The sequence below is a fragment of the Ancylobacter sp. genome (assembly GCF_965229075.1).
Classification (GTDB): Bacteria; Pseudomonadota; Alphaproteobacteria; order Rhizobiales; family Xanthobacteraceae; genus Ancylobacter.
On sequence record NZ_CBDDIO010000002.1, the window covers coordinates 3,073,533 to 3,096,483 of the forward strand.

Sequence of the window (22,951 nt, forward strand, 5' to 3'; positions counted from 1 at the left end):
TCGGCAAGGCTGCCGGCGCACATGGAGGTCGTCGCTCCCTCTCCCCGTCGGGGAGAGGGGGATCTAACGCTCGCCGGATCGTGGCCCCTCACCGACCCGCTTCGCGGGCCACCTCTCCCCAATGGGGAGAGGGAGAGTGATCCGGTCTGCCGGAAGGGCCGGCAATTACCCCCGCGCGTCCGCGAGGATCATCCCCGCCGCCTTCTCCGCGATCATGATGGTGGGCGAATTGGTGTTGCCGGAGACGATGGTCGGCATGATCGAGGCATCGGCGACGCGCAGGCCCCGGACGCCGAACACGCGCAGCCGCGCATCCACCACCGCCGTCGGGTCGGAAGGAAGGCCCATCTTCGCCGTGCCGACGGGGTGGAAGATGGTGGTGCCGATATCGCCGGCGGCGCGGGCCAGCGCCTCCTCGCTGTCGTCGATGGCGGGGCCGGGCAGATACTCCTCCGGCGTGAACGGCGCCAGCGCTGGCTGGCGGACGATGCGCCGGCCGGTGCGCAGGCTGTCGGCGGCGACCCGCCGGTCCTCCTCGGTGGCGAGATAGTTCGGCTGGATGCGCGGCGGTGTGGCGCTGTCGGCGCTCGCCAGCGTCAGCGTGCCCCGGCTGGTGGGGCGCAGATTGCACACGCTCATGGTGAAGGCGGGGAACCGGTGCAGCGGCTCGCCGAACTTGCCGAGCGAGAGCGGCTGGACGTGGAATTCGAGGTCGGCGCTCTCCTTCTCGGCGCGCGAGCGGGTGAAGATCCCGAGCTGCGAGGGTGCCATGGTCAGCGGCCCGCGCTGGAACAGCGCGAAGTCGAGCCCCATCTTCGCCCGGCCGAACAGCGAGTGATATTGCTCGTTCAGCGTCGGCACGCCGGAGACCTTGTAGATCATCCGCAGCTGCAGATGGTCCTGCAGATTGGCGCCGACGCCCGGCAGCGCGTGCGCCACCGTGATGCCGTGGCGCGCCAGTTCCTCGCCCGGCCCGATGCCGGAGAGCTTGAGCAGATGCGGCGAGCCGATGGCGCCGGCGGCGAGGATCACCTCGCCCCGCGCCCGCGCCACCTTGGTGACGCCGTTCTGCCGGTAGACGACGCCGGCGGCGCGCCCGTCCTCGATCAGCACCCGCTCGGTGTGGCAGGAGGTTTCCAGCCGCAGATTGGATCGGGAGAGCACGGGTTTCAGGAAGCCGCGCGCCGCGCTCCAGCGAAAGCCGCGCTTCTGGTTCACCTGGAAATAGGACGAGCCCTCATTGTCGCCGGTGTTGAAATCCGGGATCGGCGGAATGCCCGCCTGCTCGGCCGCCACCCGCACCGTGTCGAGCAGCTTCCAGGTGAGGCGCGGCGCCTCCACCCGCCATTCGCCGCCGCCGCCATGGAATTCGGCCGTGCCGAGATAATGGTCCTCATGCCGCTTGAACACGGGGAGCACATCGTCCCAGCCCCAGCCGTCGAGCCCGAGCTGGCGCCAATGGTCGTAATCCGCCGCCTGGCCGCGCATATAGATCATGGCGTTGATGGCGGAGGAGCCGCCAATGGTCTTGCCGCGCGGGTAGTTCAGCGCCCGCCCGTTCAGCCCGGCTTCCGTCTCGGTCTTGAAGCACCAGTCGGCGCGGGGATTGCCGATGGCGAAGAGATAGCCGACCGGAATGTGGAACCAGATCCAGTTGTCGCGCCCGCCGGCCTCCAGCACCAGCACCCGGTTCTTCGGGTCGGCGGAAAGCCGGTTCGCCAGCACGCAGCCGGCCGAGCCGGCGCCGACCACGATGTAGTCATAGGTTTCGGCGGAAGCGGGGAGGGCGTCGGTCACGGCAGGCACCTGGCAGTATCACGGGGGGACTGCGATAAAGCCGCCGGCCTTCCCGCGCGGCAAGCCGAAATCCCGCGCAAGGGCTGTTCGCTTATGGGCGGTGGTCGGCCCTCCCACGCCGTCCTCCCGGACGCCGCGCAGCGGCGCCGGGATCATCGCCAATGCCCCGCGATCCCGGCGCTTCCGCTTCGCCTGCGGCCGGGATGACGCTCTCTGTCCCTATTGCTTCAGCTTGCTGGCGAACAGGCCGATGGTCTTCACATAGACCTCCGCCTTGTTCCAGCCGAGCAGCGCCTGGTAATTCGGCTCGCCCGGCCCCCAGCCGGCGCCGGGGCGCCAGCCATGGCCGCGCAGATAATTGGCGGTGGAGGCCAGCACGTCCGGGGCGCTGCGCACGAGGTCGGCGCGGCCATCGCCGTCGAAATCGACCGCGTATTTCACATAGGACGAGGCGAGGAACTGGGTCTGGCCGATCTCCCCGGCCCAGGCGCCGCGCATCTCGTCGAGTGTCAGGTCGCCATGCTGGTAGATGCGCAGCGCGTCGAGCAACTGGCCGGTGAAGAAATCGGAGCGCCGGCAGTCATAGGACAGGGTAGCGAGCGAGCGCAGGATCGGCATCTTGCCCTTGTTGACGCCGTAATCGGTCTCCAGCCCCCAGATCGCCACCAGCACCTCGCCGGGCACGCCATAGCGCTGCTCGATGCGGGCGAGGGTGGAGGCGTATTGCTGCATCTTCTTCTTGCCGGTGGCGATGCGCCCGGCGCTGATGCGGCTGGCGGCGAACTGCTCGAAGCTCACCTTGAAGTGCTTCTGGTTGCGGTCGAGCCGGATCACCGTGGTGTCGTAGGTCACCCCGTCCAGCGCCCGCAGCGCGGCGGGCGAAATCCCCTGCGCCTGCGCCTCGCGCTTGAAGGCCGGCAGCCAGGCGGCAAAGCCCGAGGCGTCGTTGCCGCAGGGCGCGGCCTGTGCTGAGGCCAGCGCCACGGGCACAAGACACAGCGCGGCGATGCCGCCCTGCCAGAACCGCTTGAACATGCCTGCGCTCATCCTTGTCCCCCACGGGTCGCCATACCCCAGCATGACTTAGGGGAGTGAACGGGTGGTTTCACCTTGGCGTCAACAGCGGCCCGCACTTGTCAAATGCCGATCCGCCCGAATCCCGGCAGCTTGATGCCCGGCCGGCGCAGGTCGAGCCCGGCGACGGCGCCGAGGAAATTGAGCTCGATGCCCTCCACCCAGGCGACGGTGAGGCCGAGATAGCCGTCGAGCGTCACCCGGAGGCCGGTGCGCGAAGGCGCGAGCCCGAACCAGCCGCCATCGACGGGATAGTCCTTGCCGATGGCGGTGGGCGGCAATGTGACGCCGAGTTCCGGCACCTGGCCGATCACATGGGCAATGAAGCTGTTGGAGTTTGGCCCCGGCCACACATGGTAGTCGCCGGCCTTGCCATAGGGATAGGAGGCGACCGCCGCCCGCAGCTTCGGAATCAGCCGCTCGGCCTCCTCTCCGGTGGCCTCGAACACGATTTCCGGGTCGTTGCCATACCAGCGCCCGTCCGGCGCATAGCCATTATGGCGGATCGGCCGACCCCAGCCGACCTTGTCATAGCGCTCATAGGCGCCGGCGCCCGGCTCCTTGAACACGAGCCAGCTATGCACGGCGAAGATGCCGCGCCAGCGCCCGACGCGGGCGGCATAGATGCGCACCATCGCCTCCGGATGCGCGTCCGCCGCCGGCAGCGTGCCGGTGCTGGACCAGTCGGCACTGCCCCAACTGCGTGACCAGTCGGCCGTCTGCCACTGCACCAGCGCATGCGCGCCGAGGGGCAGGATGAAGAGCAACAGGAAACCGAGGAGCATGAGACGGAGGGCTTTCAGCATCAGCCGCGAACATGGCTTCCAAGCCTCGGAATTTAAAGGGGAAGCACCGGCCGCGCGCGAAAACGTGTCCACGCCGTCCGCCCTTGCCGGTGCCGCGCGCGGCCTCCCTGTCTTGCGCGCGTCGCCCCATAGGGGTCAGATGGCGCGGCCTGCGTATCGAAAGGGGAGGCGGCATGGACGGCGGAACCAGCTTCTTCGGCGAGCTTCTGGGCAGCATTGCCGAGCGCGGGCGTGCGCTGCTGGACCTCGGCCGTGAGCGCCGCCCGTCCGGCGAGGCGCGGACGGCCAGCGTCGCCGAACTGTGCGAGCGGCTGCTCTCCGGGCAGGGGGAGGCCTCCGGCGTCGCGCTGGCGCAGGAAATCCTCGCCGCCTATGCCGGGCTGCGCAGCGGCGAGCGCATCGCCTTTTTCGAGACGCTGGCGCATGATTTCGGCCCCGATGCCGCCCGGCTGGACAAGGCGCTGGCGGCCTACGCCGCCCATCCCGGCGCGCGCAGCGTGGCGGAGATTCACTTTGCCAGCGAGCCGCGCCGGCAGGAACTGATCCGTCGCTTCAACCTTGCCCCCGGCGCCACCGCCCGGCTGGTGGCGATGCGGGCCGATCTTCTCGGCTTTCTGCGCCGCCGCCCCGACCTCGCCGAGGTTGACCGCGACTTCGTTCACCTCTTTGCTTCCTGGTTCAATCGGGGGTTCCTCGTGCTGCGCCGGATCGACTGGTCGACCCCCGCCAATGTCCTGGAAAAGATCATCCGCTACGAGGCGGTGCACGAAATCCGCGACTGGAACGATCTGCGCGCCCGCGTCGATAGCCCCGACCGGCGCTGCTACGCCTTCTTCCATCCCGCGCTGGTCGACGAGCCGCTGATCTTCGTCGAAGTGGCGCTGACCCGCGAGACGCCTTCCGCCATCGCGCCGATCCTCGACACGGCGCGCACGCCGCTGGCGCCGGAGAGCGCGCGCACCGCCGTGTTCTATTCCATCTCCAACTGCCAGACCGGGCTCGGCGGGGTCAGCTTCGGCAATTTCCTCATCAAGCAGGTGGTGGCGGAAATCTCCCGCGAATTCCCCAATCTGAAGGAGTTCGTCACCCTCTCCCCGGTGCCCGGCTTCCGCGCCTGGGTGGAGGGGCAGCTCGCCGACCCCGCCTCCACCGTTCTCACGGCGGAGCAACGCAGCGCGCTCGCGGGCCTTGCGGCGAAGGAGACGCCCGATGCCCCGGCACGTGAGGCGCTGCGCCCGGTGATCGAGGCGCTGGCGGCGCATTATTTCCTGATCGCACGTTCTCCCAAGGGCAAGCCGGTGGACCCGGTGGCGCGCTTCCATCTCGGCAATGGCGCGCGGCTGGAGCGCCTCAACCCGTTTGGCGACCTCGCGGCGCGCGGCATGGCGCAGTCCTACGGGCTGATGGTGAATTACCGCTACATCGCCGAGGACATCGAGAAGAACCACGAGGCGTTCTTTGATCGCGGCACCATCGTCGCCAGCCCGCAGGTGCGCAAACTCGCCCGCGCCGAGGAGACGCCGAAGCCGTCCGCGCTGCGGGAGGTGGCGGGCTAGGGGAGGGTGGGCGCGACCTTCCCGTGCTTGACAGGGCGGCGGCCCTTATGCCCGATGCCGCAAGGCGGACCGGCGGGGGCTCGCCGGGCAGGCGGAGCGTTCCATGCGGTTTCTACCCCATCTCCTCAAGCGGTTCGTCCATAAGGGCCAACTGACGGTCATCGAGCCCAATGGCACGCGCACCGTCTTCGGCAGCGGCGAGGACGGGCCGAATGTGGTGATGCGGCTGAAGGACGAGAAGCTCGACCGCGAGCTGTTCTTCAATCCCGAACTCGTGTCGGCCGAGGCCTATATGGACGGAAGGCTGACCTTCGAGGACGGCTCCACCGTCTATGATTTCCTCATGCTGTTCTCGGTCAACCGGCGCGGCCTCGCCTCGCATCCGGTGCAGCAGGCGCTGCGGCGCTCCTGGCGCGCGCTCAAGCGCTGGCACCAGTCCAACCCGCTCGGCCGCTCGGCCAGCAACGCCCAGAGCCATTACGACCACCCGCCGGAATTCTACCGGCTGTGGCTCGATTCGCGCATGATCTATTCCTGCGCCTATTTCCCCACTCCCGACGCCTCGCTGGAAGAAGCCCAGGAAGCCAAGCTGCGCCACATCGCCGCCAAGCTGAAGTTGGAACCCGGCATGCGGGTGGCGGAGATCGGCTCGGGCTGGGGCGCGCTCGCCATCTATCTCGCCGAGCTCGGCGTGCATGTCACCGCGATCAACGTCGCCACCGAACAGCTCGCCGAATCGAAGAAGCGTGCCGAGGCGGCCGGCGTCGCCGACCGCATCACCTTCTTCGAGCGCGACTATCGCGAACTCACCGGCCGCTTCGACCGCATCGTCTCCGTCGGCATGATGGAGCATGTCGGGGTCAATCATTTCGACGACTATTTCAACACCATCAAGCGGCTGCTGGCGCCGGGCGGCTTCGCCATGATCCACGCCATCGGCCGCATGTCGCCGCCCGGCTCGACCGCGCCCTTCATCCGCAAATACATCTTCCCCGGCGGCTATGTGCCGGCCATGTCGGAAGTGTTCACCTCGCTGGAGCGGGTCGGGCTGTGGACCGCCGACTGCGAGATCCTGCGCCTGCACTATTACTGGACCATCCGCCACTGGCGGCAGAACTTCGAGGCCAAGCGCGGCGAGGTAGTGGCGATGATGGGCGAGCGCTTCGCCCGCATGTGGGAGTTCTACCTCGTGGCGGTGGAACTCGGCTTCCTGCACGGCTCGAACATGGTGTTCCAGCTGCTGCTGTCGAATGAGCGCGACGACGTGCCTGTAATTCGTGACTTCATCACCGAGGGCGAGCGGGCGCTGGCGGCGCGCGCCATTCAGCCGCTGCCGCCTCAGTAGCTGTGGGGTCCAGTAGCTCTGGGGGTCAGTAGCTCTTGAGCCCGTCTCGGCTCAGCACCCCCAGCGCCGTGCCCCGGCCTTCCAGGGCGATGTCGGCTTCCCATGCGCCGCAGCGCACCCGCTTGGTGCTGCGGGCGGTCTCGTCCTGCCAGGGGTCGATCGCCATCACCACGCAGGAGCCGTCATCCAGTTCGACGGTGCGCACCAGCGGCTGGCGCGCGCGCCAGGCGGTCTGGGCCGGGGTGTCGATGACCAGCCGGCCACGGCCGATCTTGTCCGACAGCGCCGCCACGCGCTGCAGCGAGCGGACATAGCGCGGGAGCTGCGCATAGGGCGGGCGCGCGGTTTTCAGTTGCGGCTCCCAACCCCAGAGCACCACGCCCTTGGCGCCGCTGAAATAGGGAATGATCGCCATCGCCTCGGCGAGATAGCCGGGCACTTCCTTCCCGCTCAGCTCGGCATTCGAAACGTGGAACTGCAGCCACTCATAGGCATAGACCGGCCGGTCGCCGAACGGGCGGGTCCGCAGATAGTTCTCCTCGACATTGGCCGCCATGTAGAAGACCGAGTCGGGCTTGTCGTAGAACAGGTAGATGCTGGAAATATAGAAATCGACATGAGGGTCGATATACTCCCACAGCAGGGCATCGGTGCGGTGCGACCCGTCGATCTGCGCGGCATCCTTGCCGGAAAGGCCCCAATAATCGCGCCGGAATGGCTGCGGGCCGTAGAGCCCGACCACGGCGCCGGGGTAGCGTTCCTTGGTCCAGAGCAGCGGCAGCCAGAACCATTCCGCCCATTTCTTGTAATAGGCCGCCTCGAACGCCGCCAGCGAGGTCGTGCCGGAGGCGAGACGCGCCGCCGTATCCCCATGCGCCTTGTCGATGCTCTCGACGAAGGGGAATTCGATGTCCTGGACGTAGATTCCGCTGGGCTTGCCGTTCTCGATGGCGCGGCGGACCACCAGCTCGAAATTGGGCGGCATGTCCCAGGGATTGGCGCTTGGCCCATCCTTGGACGGGTTGATGTCCCGGCGCGGCTTGCCCCAATAGTCCGCATAGGTGTTGACCAGCGTCACCGGCTCGAAGCCGCGGGCATAGGCTTCGGTGTTGTTCTCGGCGAAAGGGGTGAGCACGTTCCAGAACGCCTTCAGCCCGCCCTTCATCTCAAAGCGCGGAATGTCCGCCCAGCGGAGCGTCTCGCCGCCCGATTGCTGGCTGAAAGCGGGGGCGGGCGACAGCACGGCGAGCGCCGGGGCGAGCGCGAGCGCGAGCAGAGCGGCCGCGCCGCGGCCAGTCCGGGGGTTCGTCATCGACTTCTCCGTCGCCATCTCGTCGCGAGGATTCATACGCCAAATCGAGCCATTTGATGGTGGTACGCCCGCCGGGCACGGGCGGAAACGGCGCTGCGTCAGGAAGCGTGGAACCCGGCGAGGGGTATTGCGTTCTCCGTAGCTACTGACCGACTGTGAAAGCCGAAAAGTTCCCTTATGCCCCTCGCCCCGTGTCGCCCGTCGCCCTGTTCGCGGCCTCGCCGCCACCGTCCGAAGCCCTTGGCGGCGGGCATGTTCCTCCCCGCTTCCGGCCCCTTCGGCCCGGCCGCGCGCGCGAAGGCCGGGGCGTTTCATGTCGGCGGGTGAGCGGGTCGACCTTTCCAATTGCGATCGCGAGCCGATCCACATTCCCGGCAGCGTGCAGTGCCATGGCTGCCTCATCGCCTGCGATCCGCAGGGCGGGGTGGTGCAGCGCCATTCCAGCAATGCGGCGGAGATGCTCGCCCTGACGGGCGACCTCATCGGCCGCGATCTCGCCGATCTGCTCGGCCCGCACGCCGCCACCCGCATCCGCGAGGCACTGGCGCGCGGGTCGGACCCGTCCTCGCCGGCGCTGCTGTTCAATGTCGAACTGGCCTCGGGCGGGCGCTTCGACGTGTCCGCCCATGTGTTTAGGGGTGTCAGCCTCATCGAGTTCGAGGTCGCCTCGGCCGAGGACGGGCCGGCGCTCGATCTCGCGCGCTCCATGTTCGCCCGCGTGCGCGGCGAGAAGGACATCGACAAGCTGCTCGAACACTCCTCGCGACTGATCCGCAGCCTGCTCGGCTATGACCGGGTGATGATCTACCAGTTTGCCGAGGACGGCGCCGGGCAAGTGGTGAGCGAGGACAAGCGCGAGGATCTGGAAAGCTTCCTGCACCAGTGGTTCCCCGCCAGCGACATTCCCCAGCAGGCGCGCACGCTCTATGTCCGCAACATCGTCCGCGTCATCGGCGATGCCAATGGCGAGCGCTGCCCGCTGGTGCCGGAGGAAACCCCGTTCGACGACCCGCTGGACCTGTCCTTCGCGCATCTGCGCTCGGTGTCGCCGATCCATCTCGAATATCTGCGCAATATGGGGGTGGCCGCCTCCATGTCGATCTCGGTCATCGTCGACGGCCAGCTCTGGGGGTTGGTGGCGTGCCACCATTACGCGCCGCGCGTGCTGCCGATGGCGGAGCGGGTGGCGGCGGAGATGTTCGGCGCCTTCTTTGCCCTGCATCTGCAGGCGCTGAAGCAGAAGCGCACGCTCGATGTCGCCACCATGGCGCGCCGCGCGCTCGACCGCGTGCTGCGCCTTGCCTCGCAGGAAGAAGACATCGGCGAATTGCTGCGCACCAATCTCGCCGACTTCGCCAAGCTGATGCCCTGCGACGGCATCGGCCTGTGGCTCGGCGGGCAGTGGAGCGCGGAAGGCGCGGTGCCGCCCGCCTCCGACATTCCCGGCCTCGCCAATTTCATCGGCGAGCGGGCCGAGGGCAAGGTGTGGGCGAGCCACGAACTCTCCGCCATCTGGCCGCGCGCGGAAGCGTTCTGCGCCGAAGCGTCGGGCGTGCTGGCGCTGCCGCTGTCGCAGCTGCCGCGCGACTATCTCCTGTTCTTCCGCAAGGAAATCGTCCACACGCTCGACTGGGCCGGACGGCCGGAAAAGACCTATGAGACCGGCCCGCTCGGCGACCGGCTGACCCCGCGCAAGAGCTTCGCCATCTGGAAGGAAACGGTGCGCGGCAAGGCCAGCCCGTGGACCGATGCCGACCGCGAGATCGCCGAGGCGGCGCGCTCCACGCTGGTGGAAATCGTGCTGCGCCACAATGAACTGATGGCGGATGAGCGCGACAAGGCCGACACGCGCCAGCGCCTGCTCAATGAAGAGCTGAACCACCGGGTGAAGAATATTCTCGCGGTGATCAAGTCGCTGGTGGAGCACTCGCTGCGCGACGGCCGCAGCACGCAGGACTATGTCGATAGCCTGCGCGGCCGGGTGCAGGCGCTGGCTATTGCGCATGATCAGGTGGTGCGCGGGGCCGGCGGCGGTTCGCTCGGCGACCTGTTGCGCGCCGAACTCTCGCCCTATGGCGGCGACGGTTCCCGGCTGACGCTGAGCGGCCCCACGGTGTGGCTGGATGCGCGCGCCTTCTCGGTCATGGCGCTGGTGCTGCACGAACTCTCCACCAACGCTGCGAAATATGGCGCGCTCTCGCGTCTGGGCGGGCGGCTGGAGGTGACGTGGCGTGTCACCCCGGAGGGCGATTGCGAGGTGGTGTGGCGCGAGCAGGGTGGGCCGGACGTGGTCGCCACCGGACGGCGCGGCTTCGGCATGGCGCTGATCGAGCGCAGCGTGCCCTATGATCTCGGCGGCACCAGCCGGCTGGAATTCGCCCCCAGCGGCCTCGTCGCGCATCTGCGCCTGCCGGCGCGCCATATCTCCACCTCGTCGGGCGAGGCGGGGGAGGGGGTGGAGGGCGACGGGCTCGGCCCTGTCCCGGCGCAGCCGGAGCCGTTGTCGGAACTGGGTGTGCTGCTGGTGGAAGACCAGATGCTCATCGCCATGGATGTGGAGATGATGCTGAACGATGCCGGCATCGATAATGTGGTGACGGCGCCTTCCGCCGCCGAAGCGCTGCGCCGGCTGCAGGACTTCACCCCGGATGTGGCGGTGCTCGATGTCAATCTCGGCGCCGGCACCTCGGCCCCGGTGGCGCAGGAACTCCAGCGCCTCGGCGTGCCCTTCCTCTTCGCCACCGGCTATGGCGACCGCTCGATGATCCCGGCGGGCTGCGAGGGCGTACCGGTGTTGCCCAAGCCCTATGAGAGCGAACCGCTGCTGAAAGCCTTGCGCGAGGTCTGGGAGCGCCGGGCGGCCTGACGCTTTTGCCGTCGCGGCGGACGGACGGCCGCGTCACTTGTTCCCGATCATTTCACCGTTTCACGGAAACAGTGAAATGATCTAATTCTTTGTTTTATCACGTTTTCTTCACGCGAACCGGTATCCGCTTCGCTCGAAAACGCTCTAGCCGCGCGCGGCGGGCTTCTCGACCGGCTGCGTGCCGTAATAGGCGAGGAAGATCGCCACGGCGCGGTCCACCGTGGCCTCGATCTGCGAAGGCGTGGGCTGCTGCTCGGTGCCGAACAGCAGGCCCTTTACCTGATTGCTCTGGCACAGGTTGAAGAACACATAGGCGGCGGCGAGATCGTCGTCGATGGCGAGCCGGCCGAGATCGGCCTGCTGGCGCAGCAGATCGGCCAGCCTCTGGCCGCCATGGCAGGGGCCGGCCTCGAAGAAGGTGCGGCCGACGCGCGGAAATCGTTCCGCCACCGCGATCACCATGCGTACCAGCCGGATATGGTCCGGCTGCACCATCATGGTCATGAAGGATATGCCGATCCGGCGCAGCAGGCTCGCCACATCGTCGATCGACGGGTCGACCACGAACAGGTGCTCGGCGGAGCGGGCGCGGTCATTGTGCACCAGCGCTTCGAACAGCTCTTCCTTGCTGTTGAAATAGACATAGATCGTCGCCTTGGAGACGCTGGCCGCCTTGGCCACCTCGTCCATGCTGGCGGCGTCGAAGCCTTTTTCGAAAAAGACCTTCCGCGCGCCGTCGATGATGTCGCGGCGCTTGGACGATTCCGGCTCGGTGCGCGCAGGCGCGGCGGGCGTTTCGATGTCGATCATGCTCATGGCTATCCCCAGCCCCCTGATAGGGCGCGCGGAGCGCTGTTGTCAAAGCTCTTGACTAAACTGTTTAGTTTGATATGTAAAGCACCAGAGTGAACTGAACGGTTTAGTTACGTTACGGAGGGTGGCATGGCGCAGGCTGAGATCAGGGCAGTGCCGGAGACGGCGGGGCGGCAATCCGCCGAGCCGATCCCGCTCACCGCGCGCAAGCCGGCGCCGGACGCCGTCGCGCCTGTCGCGCCGTCCACTGACGCGGCACCCAAGCCGCCGCGCTCGCGCAAGAAGCTGATCCTCGGCGCGATCCTCCTCGCCGTGCTGGCGGGTGGGGGGCTCTATGGCGCCGATTGGTGGCGCGTGGGCCGGTTCATGGTCGCCACCGACGATGCCTATGTCGGCGCCGACACCTCGATCCTCGCCGCCAAGGTGGCCGGCCATGTCGTGGCGCTCGATGTGGAGACCAACCAGAACGTTAAGGCCGGCGATGTCATCGCCCGCATCGACGATGGCGACTACCGGCTCGCACTCAAGGCGGCGGAGGACAAGATCGCCACCCAGCAGGCGACCATCGACCGCTATGGCCAGCAGATGGAGGCGGCGCGGGCGGAAATCGACCAGGCGCAGGCCGAACTGGCCTCGCAGCAGGCCGAACTGCAGCGCGCCGATCTCGAACTCACCCGCCAGACCCAGCTGATGAAGGACCAGTTTTCCAGCCGCGCCACGCTGGAAACGGCGCGCGCCGACCGCGACAAGGCGCAGGCCGCCGTCGATGCCGCCAAGGCAAAGGTCGTCTCGGCGCAGGCCAATGTCGCCGTGCTCGACGCCCAGCGCACCGAGGCGCTGCGCACGCTCGACGAATTGAGGACCGCCCGCGACCAGGCCCAGCGCGACCTCGATTTCACCGTCGTCAAGGCGCCCTTCGACGGCGTCGTCGGCAATCGCGCGGTGCAGGTGGGGCAATTGGTGCAGGCCGGCACGCGCATCGCCGCGCTGGTGCCGATGGCGCAGGTCTATGTCGACGCCAATTTCAAGGAGACGCAGCTCGGCCGGCTGCATCCCGGTCAGAAGGTCGATGTCGCGGTCGACGCCTATCCCGACGAGACCTTCCATGGCCGCGTCGTCAGCGTCGCCCCGGCCTCGGGCTCGGTGTTCAGCCTGCTGCCGCCGGAGAACGCCACCGGCAACTTTACCAAGATCGTTCAGCGTGTCCCGGTGCGGATCGAGTTGGATGAGGCCGCCCGCGACAAGGCGGAGCTGCGCCCGGGCATGTCGGTGGTCGCCACCGTCGACACCCGCGGCTGAGCCTTCAGGAGGCGCGCATGTCCGACATGACAGCAACGCCCGGAGCCGCGCCGCGTGCGGCCTCCAGCGAGGGGAGGCGCATGTTCGCCTTCCTGTGCATGGTGTTCGGCATGTTCATGGCGATCCTGGACATCCAGATCGTCTCCGCCTCGCTGTCCGAAATTCAGGCCGGGCTCGCCGCCTCCTCCGACGAAATCTCCTGGGTGCAGACCAGCTACCTCATCGCCGAGGTGGTGATGATCCCGCTGTCCGGCTTCCTGTCGCGGGCGCTGTCCACGCGCTGGCTGTTCGCCGCCTCGGCGGTGGGCTTCACCGTGATGAGCTTCATGTGCGCCACCGCGACCTCGATCAACCAGATGATCGTCTATCGCGCGCTGCAGGGCTTTCTCGGCGGCGGCATGATCCCCACCGTGTTCGCCGCCGCCTATTCCGTGTTCCCGCGCGAGAAGCAGGGCGTGGTGGCGCCGCTCATCGGCCTGGTGGCGACGCTGGCGCCGACCATCGGCCCGACCATCGGCGGCTATCTCACCGATCTGTTCTCCTGGCACTGGCTGTTTCTGGTCAACATCATCCCCGGCATCTTCGTCGTCATCACCACGGTGACGCTGGTGGATTTCGACGAGCCGGACCTTGCTCTGCTCGACCGCTTCGACTGGTGGGGCCTGCTGTTTATGGCCGGCTTCCTCGGCAGCCTCGAATTCGTGCTGGAGGAGGGGCCGACCAATGACTGGTTCGAGGATGAGTGGATCCTCATCTTCGCCGTGCTCGGCGCGGTGTCGGCGGTGGCGTTCTTCGCCCGCGTCTTCATGGCCCGCGAGCCGGTGGTCGATCTGCGTGCCTTCGCCAACCGCAATTTCGCCGTCGGTTCGGCCTTCAGCTTCGTGGTCGGCATCGGGCTGTATGGGCTGACCTATCTCTACCCGCTCTATCTCGCCCGGGTGCGGGGCTATTCGGCGCTGATGATCGGCGAGACCATGTTCGTCTCCGGCCTCGCCATGTTCCTGTGCGCGCCCATCGCCGGCCGGCTGATGAGCAAGGTCGATCCGCGCGCCATGATCGCCTTCGGCTTCGCCGCCTTCGCCGTGGGAACGTGGCAGGTGACCGGGCTGACCAAGGATTGGGATTTCTGGGAGTTGCTGGTGCCGCAGATCCTGCGCGGCGTCGGCATCATGATGGCGATGATCCCGATCAACAACATCTCGCTCGGCACCCTGCCGCCGGACCAGCTGAAGAACGCCTCCGGCCTGTTCAACCTGATGCGCAATCTCGGCGGCGCGGTGGGGCTCGCCCTCATCAACACCGTGCTCAACGACCGCTGGGACCTGCACCTCGCCCGCCTGCACGAGAATGTGCAATGGGCGAATGCGGCGGCGGTGGAGCGGCTCGATTCCATGACCCGCGCGCTCTCGGCTCTCGGTTCGGACGCGGGCACGGCGGCGCTGAAGCGGATGGCGGGGCAGGTGCGCATCCAGGCCGAGGTGATGGCGTTCTCCGACGTGTTCCTCGTGCTCACCGTGCTGTTCGTCGTGCTGTTCTTCGCCGCCCCGCTGCTGCGCCGTCCGACGCACAAGGTGGAGGGTGGGCACTGAAGTCTTCGCTTCCCCGTCCGGCCGCACGGACGTGACGGGGTCGAACGTCATGGCCGGGCGAGGCCCGGTTGCCGCGCCATCGGGAGGCCGCCCCCTCCACCCGACGGCGCGCGGCTAGGCGCCCGCCCGGCCATGACGCACCCGCCTCCCGTCTGCGCGAGCCGGAGGCGCCCCTTACCCGCGCCCTTGCCGTTTCCCCCGCGCTCGGCTATGACCTTGCGCCAGAGCAACCTCGCGAGAGCCGAGCCGTGACGAATTCGTCCGCCCGCCGTTCTTCCGCGACCCCGACCGCGCTGCGGTTTGCGGGGAAGGTTCTCCTTGCGTCCGGGCTCCTTCTTCTTAGCCGCCCCTGAGGGCCGGCCGGGCTTCGCGCCTGGGCGCTCAGGGGATGACGCCTCCCGCCACACTGTCAGACAGGCAACGGACGATGCCGCACGGGCCAGAACGCCCTGCCGCTCCCGGTGCCGGAGCCGAGAAGGAAGCCCACATGTCCACCCCTCATGACCGCGTCGTCATTTTCGACACCACCTTGCGCGACGGCGAGCAGTGCCCCGGCGCCTCGATGACGCTGGAAGAGAAGCTGGAAGTCGCCGATCTGCTCGACACGATGGGCGTCGATGTGATCGAGGCCGGCTTCCCCATCGCCTCCAATGGCGATTTCGAGAGCGTCGCCGAGATCGCCCGCCGTACCAAGCGCGCGGTGGTCGCCGGCCTCGCCCGCGCCATCCCCGCCGATATCGCCCGCGCCGGCGAGGCGGTGAAGTTCGCCCAGCGCCCGCGCATCCACACCTTCGTCTCCACCTCGCCGATCCATCTCGAACACCAGATGCGCAAGACGCAGGATCAGGTGATCGACATCATCACCGCGACGGTGACGCAGGCGCGCAACCTCGTCGACAACATCGAATGGTCGGCGATGGACGCCACCCGCACGCCGATCGACTATCTCTCCCGCTGCGTCGAGACGGCGGTGAAGGCCGGCGCCACCACCATCAACCTGCCGGACACGGTGGGCTATGCCACCCCGTCGGAATATGAGGCGATGTTCCGCCAGGTGCGCGCCTACATCCTCGACCGCGTGCCCAATGGCGAGCAGATCATCTTCTCCGCCCATTGCCATGACGATCTCGGCCTGGCGGTGGCCAATTCGCTGGCGGCGCTGGCCGGCGGCGCGCGGCAGATCGAATGCACCATCAACGGCCTCGGCGAGCGCGCCGGCAATGCGGCGCTGGAAGAGGTGGTCATGGCCATCCGCACCCGCGGCGACGTGCTGCCCTATGCCACCGGCATCGAGAGCACCATGCTGACCCGGGCCTCCAAGCTGGTCTCGGCCGTCACCTCCTTCCCGGTGCAGTACAACAAGGCCATCGTCGGCCGGAACGCCTTCGCCCATGAGAGCGGCATCCACCAGGACGGCATGCTCAAGAACAACACCACCTATGAGATCATGACCCCCGACAGCGTCGGCGTGTCCAAGACCTCGCTGGTGATGGGCAAGCATTCCGGCCGCGCCGCCTTCCGCGACAAGCTGAAGGCGCTGGGCTACGAGCTGGGCGAGAACGCGCTGAACGACGCTTTCAGCCGCTTCAAGGAACTCGCCGACCGCAAGAAGGTGGTCTATGACGAGGACATCGAGGCGCTGGTCGATCACGAGATCGCCGCCGCCCATGACCGCATGAAGCTGGTGTCGCTCAGCGTCATCGCCGGCAGCCATGGCCCGCAGCGCGCCACCATGAAGATGAAGGTGGATGGCATCCTCGTCACCGAGGAATGCGAGGGCAATGGCCCGGTGGATGCGGTGTTCAACTGCATCAAGGCCATCGTCCCGCATGAGGCGAAGCTGGCGCTCTATCAGGTCCACGCGGTGACCGAGGGCACGGACGCGCAGGCGGAAGTCTCGGTGCGGCTGGAGGATGGCGACAAGGCGGTGACCGGGCGCGGTTCCGATCCCGACACGCTGGTCGCCTCGGCGCAGGCCTATATCATCGCGCTCAACAAGCTGGCGACCAAGCGCGGCAGCCTGAACGCGCAGGCGCAGCCGGCGGCGGAATAGTCCGTTTCGCGCGACGCGCACCGCCCCTGAAACGACAAGAGCCCCGGCCGATGGCCGGGGCTCTTTTTGTTTCAACGGCGCGGGCCGGTCGCGGCGGCACGCGCGGTGGCGGCCATAATGCTGCCGGGCGCATCGGGGATGGCTTTGCCGACCACCGGAGGCTCCCCGTGCCGGCCCATCCCGCATGATCGCCGTCTCGTCCCTGCCGGGCGCCGTCCACGGTCTGCTGGAAGCGGACGAGCGCCGGCCGCCGCCGGCGCGCTCCGTTGCCGAGGCCGCGCGGCTCACTGCCTCGGCGCTGCTGCATCTCGGCGTGCTGGCGGCGCTTGTGCTGGTGGGGACGAGGGGTTTTCCGGAACCGGCCGACGCGCCGGCGCTGGAAACCGAGATCATCAGTTACCGCGATTTCGCCGCGTTGCGTGGTGTCCCGGCGCCGGCCGTCTCCCCGGCCCCCGTACCGTCATCGCCCTCGGCGGAAGCGCTGCCGCGCGCGGGGGCAGCGCTTCCGCCGACGGCGCATGCGGCGCCCGCAAAGCCCGCCGCACCGGAGATGATACGCCCCGCGCGGATCCTGTCGGAACAGGCGCTGGACAGCCCGCGCAGCCGGGGCCTGCGCCGCGAACTGGCGCGGCTGGGCGAGGAGGACCGCCTCGCCCAGCTCTGCGATCTTGAGGCGATGGAGCAGATCCACACCTGGCGCCCGGAGTTCCAGCCCGACCGGCTGGTCGACTACGCCTCGGGCGATACGTCGCTGGAGGGAGCGGTGTTCACCGCCAGGGGCGGCGCCTTCCGCAGCCAGCGCCGCTGGTACGAGGTCTCGTACCGGTGCGAACTCGATCCGCCGCTGCGCAAGGTGGTGGGCTTTGCCTTTCATGTCGGCTCGGCGATCCCGCGCGAGGACTGGGCTTCCTATAATCTTCCGGCCGTTCATTGACGGCGGAGAGAGGCGGCAAAATCTCACTTTACTCGCCGGCCCTCCGCCAGTTCCCAAACGGCGCTGAGCGGTCCGCTGACAGGTACGACCGTAGACGCGGCGAGGTGACAGCCATCCGGTGACGGTGACGTACCGGATGGCTCCAAGGGTAGGGTGCCCCGCCTTTACTGCGCGCCGGGCGGCACGGGTGGCTGACCGGGCCCGCCGGGGCCTCCCGGACCACCCGCCCCGCCGCCGGGCGGACGCGGCTGACCCTGCGGCGGACGCGCGGGTTGGTTCGGTCCGGGCTGGCCCTGCGGGGGACGAGCCTGCTGTGCCCCCGGCTGCTGTGGCGGCTTCTGCTGACGCTGCTGCATCTGCTGCTGCATCTGTTCCTGCCGCTGCTGCTGCCGGGCGCGCTGCTGCTCCTGCTGGGCCTCCTGCTTCTGCTGCCGCTGCTGCTGGTTCTGCTGCTGCCGGGCACGCTGCTGCTCCTGCTGCGCGTCCTGCTGCTGCTGGCGCTGCTGCTGGCGGGTGCGCTGCTGCTCCTGCTGGGCGTCCTGTTGCTGCTGGCGCTGTTGCTGACGGGCGCGCTGCTGTTCCTGCTGAGCCTCCAGCTTCTGCTGGCGGGCACGCTGCTGTTCCTGCTGGGCGTCCTGCTTCTGCTGACGCTCCTGCTGCTGACGCTCGCGCACCTCCTGATTCCGCTTCGCCCGATCGGCATTGTTCAGCGGCGCCGGATTGGGGGTCGGTTGCGCCGCCGCGGGCGGTTGACCGGGCACGGGGCGGGGGGCTCCCGGCCCGCCGGGGCCGGCATTGGGACCGCTATTCGCACCGCCCGGACGGGGCGGCGTCGCTCCGGGCGCACCGGGGCCACCGGGGCCACCGGGCCGGCCGGGGCCGGCGTCGGGGCCGTTATTCGGCCCGCCCGGACGGGGCGGCGTCGCACCGGGCGCGCCAGGGCCACCGGGCCGGCCGGGGCCGGCGTCGGGGCCGTTATTCGGCACGCCCGGACGGGGCGGCGTCGCTCCGGGCGCACCGGGGCCGCCCACCGGGCCGTTATTCGGTGTGCCGGGAGTGGCGCCGGGCGCGGCCGGTCCGCCGGGGCGGCCGGGTCCCACACCGGGGGCGCCGGGGCCGCCGGGGCGCGGGCCGGGTTGGTTTTCCACCCGGTCCACCACACGCTGCGCCTTGGCGCGCTGTTCCGCGCGCAGCTGTTCATAGACGGCGCGGCGCTGCTGCAGCGCCTCGCGCTGCTGGCGCTGGAAAGCCTCGGCGCGGGCATCCGCCTGCCGCCGCTCTTCCAGCAGCCGGTCCGCCCGCTCCCGCTCCAGAAGCTGCACCTGCTGGCGGAACCGGTCCGGGTTGTCGAAGCGGCGTTCGCGCAGATCGCGCCTGTTGTCGGGGGTCAGCACGTTGAGCAGCGCCGCCGAGGGGGCGAGCCAGCCCGGCACGTCGCGGTCCTCGCGCACATATTGGCGGATCAGCGGCCGGCGGTCGGGCTCGATCTCGCGCACATAGCGCGGCGGCGGGCCGCGCCGGTCGCCGAAATCGAGGCGCGGCGCGAAGATGCCGAGCCGGCCGCCCGTGCCGTCGAAGAACACGTCGTCGCGGTTGTCGACATAATAGACCTCGCGCGTCACCAGCCGCTCGCGCACCGGCGCGTCATAGACGCGGTAGCCGAAGCCGCGATTGACGTAGTAGCCATCGTCCCAGCTTGGCTCATAGGCATCCGGCGCCGCCTGCAGATAGATGTTGATCTGCGGGATCGGCGCGACATGGACGGCGATGTCCTCCGCCGCCATGTAGCGGTCCTCGACGAAGACCCAGCTTTCCGCCACGGGCGGGGCATAATGGGCGGGCCGGCCGACGGCATAGCCGGGGCGATCCGGCGCGATCGGCGCCCAGCCGGTGCGCCCGCCGCCGCGCCGCCACGTCACCCAGGCCGGCGCCCAGGTGTCGCCGGGCACCCAGAACCAGCCATAGGAGGGGTCATAGCCCCAGCGGCCATAATGATAGGTCGCCCAGCCGAAGGGCTCATAGGATTCCCAGTACCAGCCATATTGTTCGGTCCACACCCAGCGCCCTTCCTGATAGGGGCGCCAGCCGGGGCCGACATCGCTGGGAATGAAGACATAGTCGTAATCGGGATGAGCGACCCAGGTGCCGAAGCGGCCCAGCTGGTCATAGAACAGGTTCACGTCCATCGTCGCGGCGCCGCCCTGCGGGCCGGCCTGCGCCAGCCGGATCGGCGCGTTCTGCGCGAGGGCGGGCAGGGCGGCGACGCCGGCGAGAAGGCTCGCGCCAATCCCGGCGGCGAGCAGGGGGCGGGTCAGGCGAAGCATGGGGCACCTCCGGCAGCTTTGCGGTGGTCTTCAACGCCGCCGCCGCCGGAAGGTTTCAAATAATTGCGGCATGTCCGCGTCGGTTCGCCGGCGCAAAACGCAGCCGAATAAGAAAGCGTCAAAAATATGATGCCGCCATGTCTCGCGTCCTCTATCGCCAACGCAAGATATCGCAAGGTGAGCGGTGCGCTTATTTTCCGACGGTGGCCTGCCGCCAGATTATATCCTGCAGGTTGCGTAGGCTGTCGTGCTCGTCGCCCAGTGCAACGCCGTCCAGCGCCGTCACCGGGCGGAGGAAGCGCACGGAATTGGTGAGGAACACCGCGTCCGCCCCGGTCAGCGCCGCCGGCGCCAGCGGGCGCTCCTCCACCGCCAGCCCGAGACGCGGCGCCGCCTCGATCACCAGCGCCCGCATGATGCCGGGCAGGCAGCCCTCGCTGAGCGCCGGCGTCACCAGCCGCCCGGCGATCAGCGCGAACACATTGGCGATGGTGGTGCAGGCGACGCGGCCCCGCGTGTTGAGCAGCAGCGCGTCGTCCACCCCCGCTAGCGCCGCCTCGCGCGCGGCGAGGATATGGTCGAGATAGCCCAGCGTCTTGAGGTTGGCGGTGGGCGAGAATTCGTTGCGTCGCCCGCTGGCGGTGATCAGCCGCGCCGGCTGGCCGAGGAGGGCAGGGGACCAGGGCGCGCGCGTCACCACGACGGTCGGCGCGCCGGCGCTCGCCGGCCACAGGCCGCGCGCCGCCGCGCCGCGCGTCACCGTGGTGCGCAGAATGGCCGGCTCCGGCGTCAGGGCCGCGTCGAGCGCCGCCTCGACCGCCGCCGCCTCAAGGGCGATGCCGATCCGCTGCGCCGCCGCCACCAGCCGGCCGACATGGCGCGCACGGGCGAAGACCGCCCCGTCCAGCGCCAGCGCGGTGTCGAACACCCCGTCGCCGAGCGTGAAGCCGCGATCCTCAATGCTGATCGAGGTCATCGCACGCTGCCGCCATCACCTCTCCCCGTGGGGGAGAGGTCGGCGCGCAGCGCCGGGTGAGGGGAAGGCGAAGGGGCCAGCGACCCCTCACCCCAGCCCTCTCCCCCACGGGGAGAGGGGGGCTGACGCGCCAACTTCAGGAAATTGCCCAGCAGCGCGTAGCCATCCGGGGTCAGCACGGATTCCGGGTGGAACTGCACGCCATAGGTCGGGTGGGTGCGATGGGCGAGGCCCATGATCTCGCCATCCTCGCTCCAGGCGGTGGCGATCAGCGGCGCGCCCTCCTCCAGCTCCACCGCCAGCGAATGGTAGCGCCCGGCCGGCAGCGGCGAGGGTAGGCCGGCAAACACATCCGTGCCGGCGTGGCGCAGCAGCGAGGCGCGTCCATGCATCGGCTCCTTCGCCCGCACCACGCGCCCGCCAAAGGCCTGGCCGATGCACTGGTGGCCGAGGCAGATGCCGAGAATCGGCAGCGTGCCCGACAGCGCCCGCACCGCCTCCAGCGAGATGCCGGCCTCGTTCGGCGAGCAGGGGCCGGGCGAGATCACCAGCGCCTGCGGCGCCCGCGCCTCGATCGCCGCAAGGTCCAGGGCGTCGTTGCGGGCGACCTCCACCTCTTCGCCCAGCTCGGTGAGATAGCGCGCGACGTTGAAGACGAAGCTGTCGTAATTATCGATCAGCAGGATCACGGCGCCGCCCTCTCGGTGAAGGCGCGGAACAGCCGCTCGGCCTTGGTCAGGCTTTCCGCATGTTCGGCGGCAGGGTCGGAGAGGGTGGTGATGCCGCCGCCGACGCCGAAGCTGGCGCGCCCGTCTTCCACCGTCACCGTGCGGATGGCGATGTTGAAATCCATGGCGCCGTCGAAGCCGATATAGCCGATGGAGCCGCAATAGACCCCGCGCGGCCGGCCTTCCAGCTCGTGGATGACTTCCATGGCGCGGATCTTCGGCGCGCCGGTGATCGAGCCGCCGGGAAAGGAGGCCGCCATCAGGTCCAGCCCGTCGCGGCCCTCCTTCAATGCGCCGGTCACCACCGAGACGAGGTGGTGGACATTGGCATAGGTCTCCAGCCCGCACAGGCGCGGCACCTTCACCGTGCCGGGCCGGCACACGCGCGAGAGATCGTTGCGCAGCAGATCGACGATCATCACGTTTTCGGCGCGGTCCTTCTCGCTGGCGGCGAGCGCGCGGCCGCGAAAGGCGTCGAGCGTCGGCTCCACCGAGCGCGGCAGCGTGCCCTTGATCGGGCGGGTCTCCACCTCGGCGCCGACGAGCTTGACGAAGCGCTCCGGCGAGGAGGAGGCGATGAGACGGTCCTCATTGACGATCAGCGCCGCGAACGTGGCGGGGTTGGCGCGGCGCAGCTGGTCATAGAGGGCGAAGGGGTCGACGGCGCCGACCTCCGCCTCGAAGCGCTGGGTGAAATTGGCCTGGAAGATATCGCCGGCGCGAATGTAGTCGATCACCCGGGCGACGGCGTCGCGATAGCCCGCCGCGTCGAAATTGGAGCGCCAGTCGCGCGCCCGCACCGGCGCGCCGAGCGGGGCTTCTTCCGCGGCCAGCCGGGCGCTGGCCTCATGCAGCCGTTCGCGGGCGCGGCGGGCGCGGCGGGCGGGGTCCGTTTCCGGCCAGCCGGTGGAAATGAGAAAGGCCCGTTCCGCCACCACGTCGAAGGCGGCGACGAGATCGTAGAAGCCGAGGTCGATTTCCGGCCCCTCGCCGGGCTCGGCCTGCGGGGTGGGGAACCGGTCGAACAGCCGCCCGGCCTCATAGGCGATATAGCCCGCCGCCCCGGCCTGAAAGCCGGCCTCGCCCGGCAGGCGGGGCTGGGCATAGGCGTGGAGCCGGGCACGCAGCGCTTCCAGCGGCGGCGCGTCTTCGCGCACCCCGTTCCAGTGCGCTACGCCGCCTTCGCTGCGGAAACGGCCGAAGGGCTCGGCCATGACATAGGACCAGCGCCCAAGCACGGGGTGACGCATGGCGCTGTCGAGAAAGGTCAGCCCCGCCACCGGCGCGCCATCGCGGCAGCCCAGCCGGCGCGCGGCCAGCCAGGGCTCCTGCCAAGCGATTTCGACGACGAGGGGAGGCGGCTCCTGAATCATGCCGCGAATATGGAACGTCACGCGGCGGGTTCCTAGAGCCGTGATGCGCCCTCCGCCTCCCCGCCATGGATATGTAGGGCGCCGCGTGTTTTCTAAGCCAAAGGGC

Annotated in this window: 16 protein-coding genes; 7 read left to right on the forward strand and 9 right to left on the reverse strand. The window is 68.9% G+C overall.

Going from position 1 to position 22,951, the window contains the following annotated elements:
• Positions 1-165: 165 nt before the first annotated feature.
• The 3 genes from ACO07Z_RS20495 to ACO07Z_RS20505 all read right to left on the reverse strand — a co-directional run bounded on the left by ACO07Z_RS20495 (position 166) and on the right by ACO07Z_RS20505 (position 3,677).
• Positions 166-1,806, reverse strand: coding sequence for a GMC family oxidoreductase (locus ACO07Z_RS20495; RefSeq protein ID WP_421700394.1), 1,641 nt, complete (start codon positions 1,804-1,806; stop codon positions 166-168).
• A 210-nt stretch (positions 1,807-2,016) separates the two neighbouring features.
• A complete protein-coding gene (locus tag ACO07Z_RS20500; RefSeq protein WP_421700395.1) occupies positions 2,017-2,844 on the reverse strand; it encodes a lytic murein transglycosylase in 828 nt (275 codons plus the stop codon).
• Positions 2,845-2,933: 89 nt separating this feature from the next.
• A complete protein-coding gene (locus ACO07Z_RS20505) occupies positions 2,934-3,677 on the reverse strand; it encodes a DUF3750 domain-containing protein (protein WP_421700396.1) in 744 nt (247 codons plus the stop codon).
• A 173-nt stretch (positions 3,678-3,850) separates the two neighbouring features.
• Here ACO07Z_RS20505 and ACO07Z_RS20510 point away from each other — a divergent pair, with 173 nt between their 5' ends.
• Together ACO07Z_RS20510 and ACO07Z_RS20515 are read left to right on the forward strand one after the other, a co-directional pair.
• The gene (locus tag ACO07Z_RS20510; protein WP_421700397.1) at positions 3,851-5,233 is read left to right on the forward strand and encodes a malonyl-CoA decarboxylase; all 1,383 of its coding nucleotides are present in this window, start codon (positions 3,851-3,853) and stop codon (positions 5,231-5,233) included.
• A 103-nt stretch (positions 5,234-5,336) separates the two neighbouring features.
• Positions 5,337-6,578: a class I SAM-dependent methyltransferase gene (locus tag ACO07Z_RS20515; protein ID WP_421700398.1), complete on the forward strand. Its 1,242-nt coding sequence runs from the start codon at positions 5,337-5,339 to the stop codon at positions 6,576-6,578.
• A 25-nt stretch (positions 6,579-6,603) separates the two neighbouring features.
• Here the strand turns inward: ACO07Z_RS20515 and ACO07Z_RS20520 are convergent, their stop codons facing one another.
• On the reverse strand, positions 6,604-7,890 hold the full coding sequence (locus ACO07Z_RS20520; protein WP_421700399.1) for a hypothetical protein: 1,287 nt from the start codon (positions 7,888-7,890) through the stop codon (positions 6,604-6,606).
• A 313-nt stretch (positions 7,891-8,203) separates the two neighbouring features.
• Here ACO07Z_RS20520 and ACO07Z_RS20525 point away from each other — a divergent pair, with 313 nt between their 5' ends.
• Positions 8,204-10,756: an HWE histidine kinase domain-containing protein gene (locus tag ACO07Z_RS20525; protein WP_421700400.1), complete on the forward strand. Its 2,553-nt coding sequence runs from the start codon at positions 8,204-8,206 to the stop codon at positions 10,754-10,756.
• Between the two features lie 144 nt (positions 10,757-10,900).
• Here the strand turns inward: ACO07Z_RS20525 and ACO07Z_RS20530 are convergent, their stop codons facing one another.
• Positions 10,901-11,572: a TetR/AcrR family transcriptional regulator gene (locus tag ACO07Z_RS20530; protein ID WP_421700401.1), complete on the reverse strand. Its 672-nt coding sequence runs from the start codon at positions 11,570-11,572 to the stop codon at positions 10,901-10,903.
• A gap of 126 nt (positions 11,573-11,698) precedes the next feature.
• On the opposite strand from ACO07Z_RS20530, the gene ACO07Z_RS20535 reads away from it, so the two are divergent.
• From ACO07Z_RS20535 to ACO07Z_RS20550, 4 genes are all read left to right on the forward strand, one after another.
• Entirely contained in the window at positions 11,699-12,868 is a 1,170-nt protein-coding gene (locus ACO07Z_RS20535) for an HlyD family secretion protein (protein WP_421700402.1), read from the forward strand.
• Positions 12,869-12,885: 17 nt separating this feature from the next.
• Positions 12,886-14,457 (forward strand): DHA2 family efflux MFS transporter permease subunit, encoded by a 1,572-nt coding sequence (locus ACO07Z_RS20540; RefSeq protein WP_421700403.1) that lies wholly within the window; start codon positions 12,886-12,888, stop codon positions 14,455-14,457.
• 487 nt (positions 14,458-14,944) lie between these two features.
• Positions 14,945-16,510 carry a 2-isopropylmalate synthase gene (locus ACO07Z_RS20545; protein WP_421700404.1) on the forward strand — a complete coding sequence of 522 codons (1,566 nt, stop codon included), beginning with the start codon at positions 14,945-14,947 and terminating at the stop codon, positions 16,508-16,510.
• A 184-nt stretch (positions 16,511-16,694) separates the two neighbouring features.
• Positions 16,695-17,444: a DUF930 domain-containing protein gene (locus ACO07Z_RS20550; RefSeq protein WP_421700405.1), complete on the forward strand. Its 750-nt coding sequence runs from the start codon at positions 16,695-16,697 to the stop codon at positions 17,442-17,444.
• Between the two features lie 164 nt (positions 17,445-17,608).
• Here the strand turns inward: ACO07Z_RS20550 and ACO07Z_RS20555 are convergent, their stop codons facing one another.
• The 4 genes from ACO07Z_RS20555 to pabB all read right to left on the reverse strand — a co-directional run bounded on the left by ACO07Z_RS20555 (position 17,609) and on the right by pabB (position 22,845).
• Positions 17,609-19,768, reverse strand: coding sequence for a DUF6600 domain-containing protein (locus ACO07Z_RS20555; protein WP_421700406.1), 2,160 nt, complete (start codon positions 19,766-19,768; stop codon positions 17,609-17,611).
• Positions 19,769-19,958: 190 nt separating this feature from the next.
• A complete protein-coding gene (locus ACO07Z_RS20560) occupies positions 19,959-20,744 on the reverse strand; it encodes an aminotransferase class IV (RefSeq protein WP_421700407.1) in 786 nt (261 codons plus the stop codon).
• On the reverse strand, positions 20,741-21,433 hold the full coding sequence (locus tag ACO07Z_RS20565) for an anthranilate synthase component II (RefSeq protein WP_421700408.1): 693 nt from the start codon (positions 21,431-21,433) through the stop codon (positions 20,741-20,743). The genes ACO07Z_RS20560 and ACO07Z_RS20565 overlap by 4 nt, the downstream gene beginning before the upstream one ends.
• Positions 21,430-22,845: an aminodeoxychorismate synthase component I gene (gene pabB / locus ACO07Z_RS20570; protein ID WP_421700854.1), complete on the reverse strand. Its 1,416-nt coding sequence runs from the start codon at positions 22,843-22,845 to the stop codon at positions 21,430-21,432. Before pabB ends, ACO07Z_RS20565 begins: the two co-directional genes overlap by 4 nt.
• Positions 22,846-22,951: the final 106 nt, after the last annotated feature.

Excerpts from the sequence above, each read along its gene's own strand:
- ACO07Z_RS20500 (WP_421700395.1), bottom strand. The coding sequence starts at position 2,844 with ATGAGCGCAGGCATGTTCAAGCGGTTCTGGCAGGGCGGCATCGCCGCG.
- ACO07Z_RS20505 (WP_421700396.1), bottom strand. The coding sequence starts at position 3,677 with ATGCTGAAAGCCCTCCGTCTCATGCTCCTCGGTTTCCTGTTGCTCTTC.
- ACO07Z_RS20510 (WP_421700397.1), top strand. The coding sequence starts at position 3,851 with ATGGACGGCGGAACCAGCTTCTTCGGCGAGCTTCTGGGCAGCATTGCC.
- ACO07Z_RS20515 (WP_421700398.1), top strand. The coding sequence starts at position 5,337 with ATGCGGTTTCTACCCCATCTCCTCAAGCGGTTCGTCCATAAGGGCCAA.
- ACO07Z_RS20520 (WP_421700399.1), bottom strand. The coding sequence starts at position 7,890 with ATGACGAACCCCCGGACTGGCCGCGGCGCGGCCGCTCTGCTCGCGCTC.
- ACO07Z_RS20525 (WP_421700400.1), top strand. The coding sequence starts at position 8,204 with ATGTCGGCGGGTGAGCGGGTCGACCTTTCCAATTGCGATCGCGAGCCG.
- ACO07Z_RS20530 (WP_421700401.1), bottom strand. The coding sequence starts at position 11,572 with ATGAGCATGATCGACATCGAAACGCCCGCCGCGCCTGCGCGCACCGAG.
- ACO07Z_RS20535 (WP_421700402.1), top strand. The coding sequence starts at position 11,699 with ATGGCGCAGGCTGAGATCAGGGCAGTGCCGGAGACGGCGGGGCGGCAA.
- ACO07Z_RS20540 (WP_421700403.1), top strand. The coding sequence starts at position 12,886 with ATGTCCGACATGACAGCAACGCCCGGAGCCGCGCCGCGTGCGGCCTCC.
- ACO07Z_RS20545 (WP_421700404.1), top strand. The coding sequence starts at position 14,945 with ATGTCCACCCCTCATGACCGCGTCGTCATTTTCGACACCACCTTGCGC.
- ACO07Z_RS20550 (WP_421700405.1), top strand. The coding sequence starts at position 16,695 with ATGATCGCCGTCTCGTCCCTGCCGGGCGCCGTCCACGGTCTGCTGGAA.
- ACO07Z_RS20555 (WP_421700406.1), bottom strand. The coding sequence starts at position 19,768 with ATGCTTCGCCTGACCCGCCCCCTGCTCGCCGCCGGGATTGGCGCGAGC.
- ACO07Z_RS20560 (WP_421700407.1), bottom strand. The coding sequence starts at position 20,744 with ATGACCTCGATCAGCATTGAGGATCGCGGCTTCACGCTCGGCGACGGG.
- pabB (WP_421700854.1), bottom strand. The coding sequence starts at position 22,845 with ATGATTCAGGAGCCGCCTCCCCTCGTCGTCGAAATCGCTTGGCAGGAG.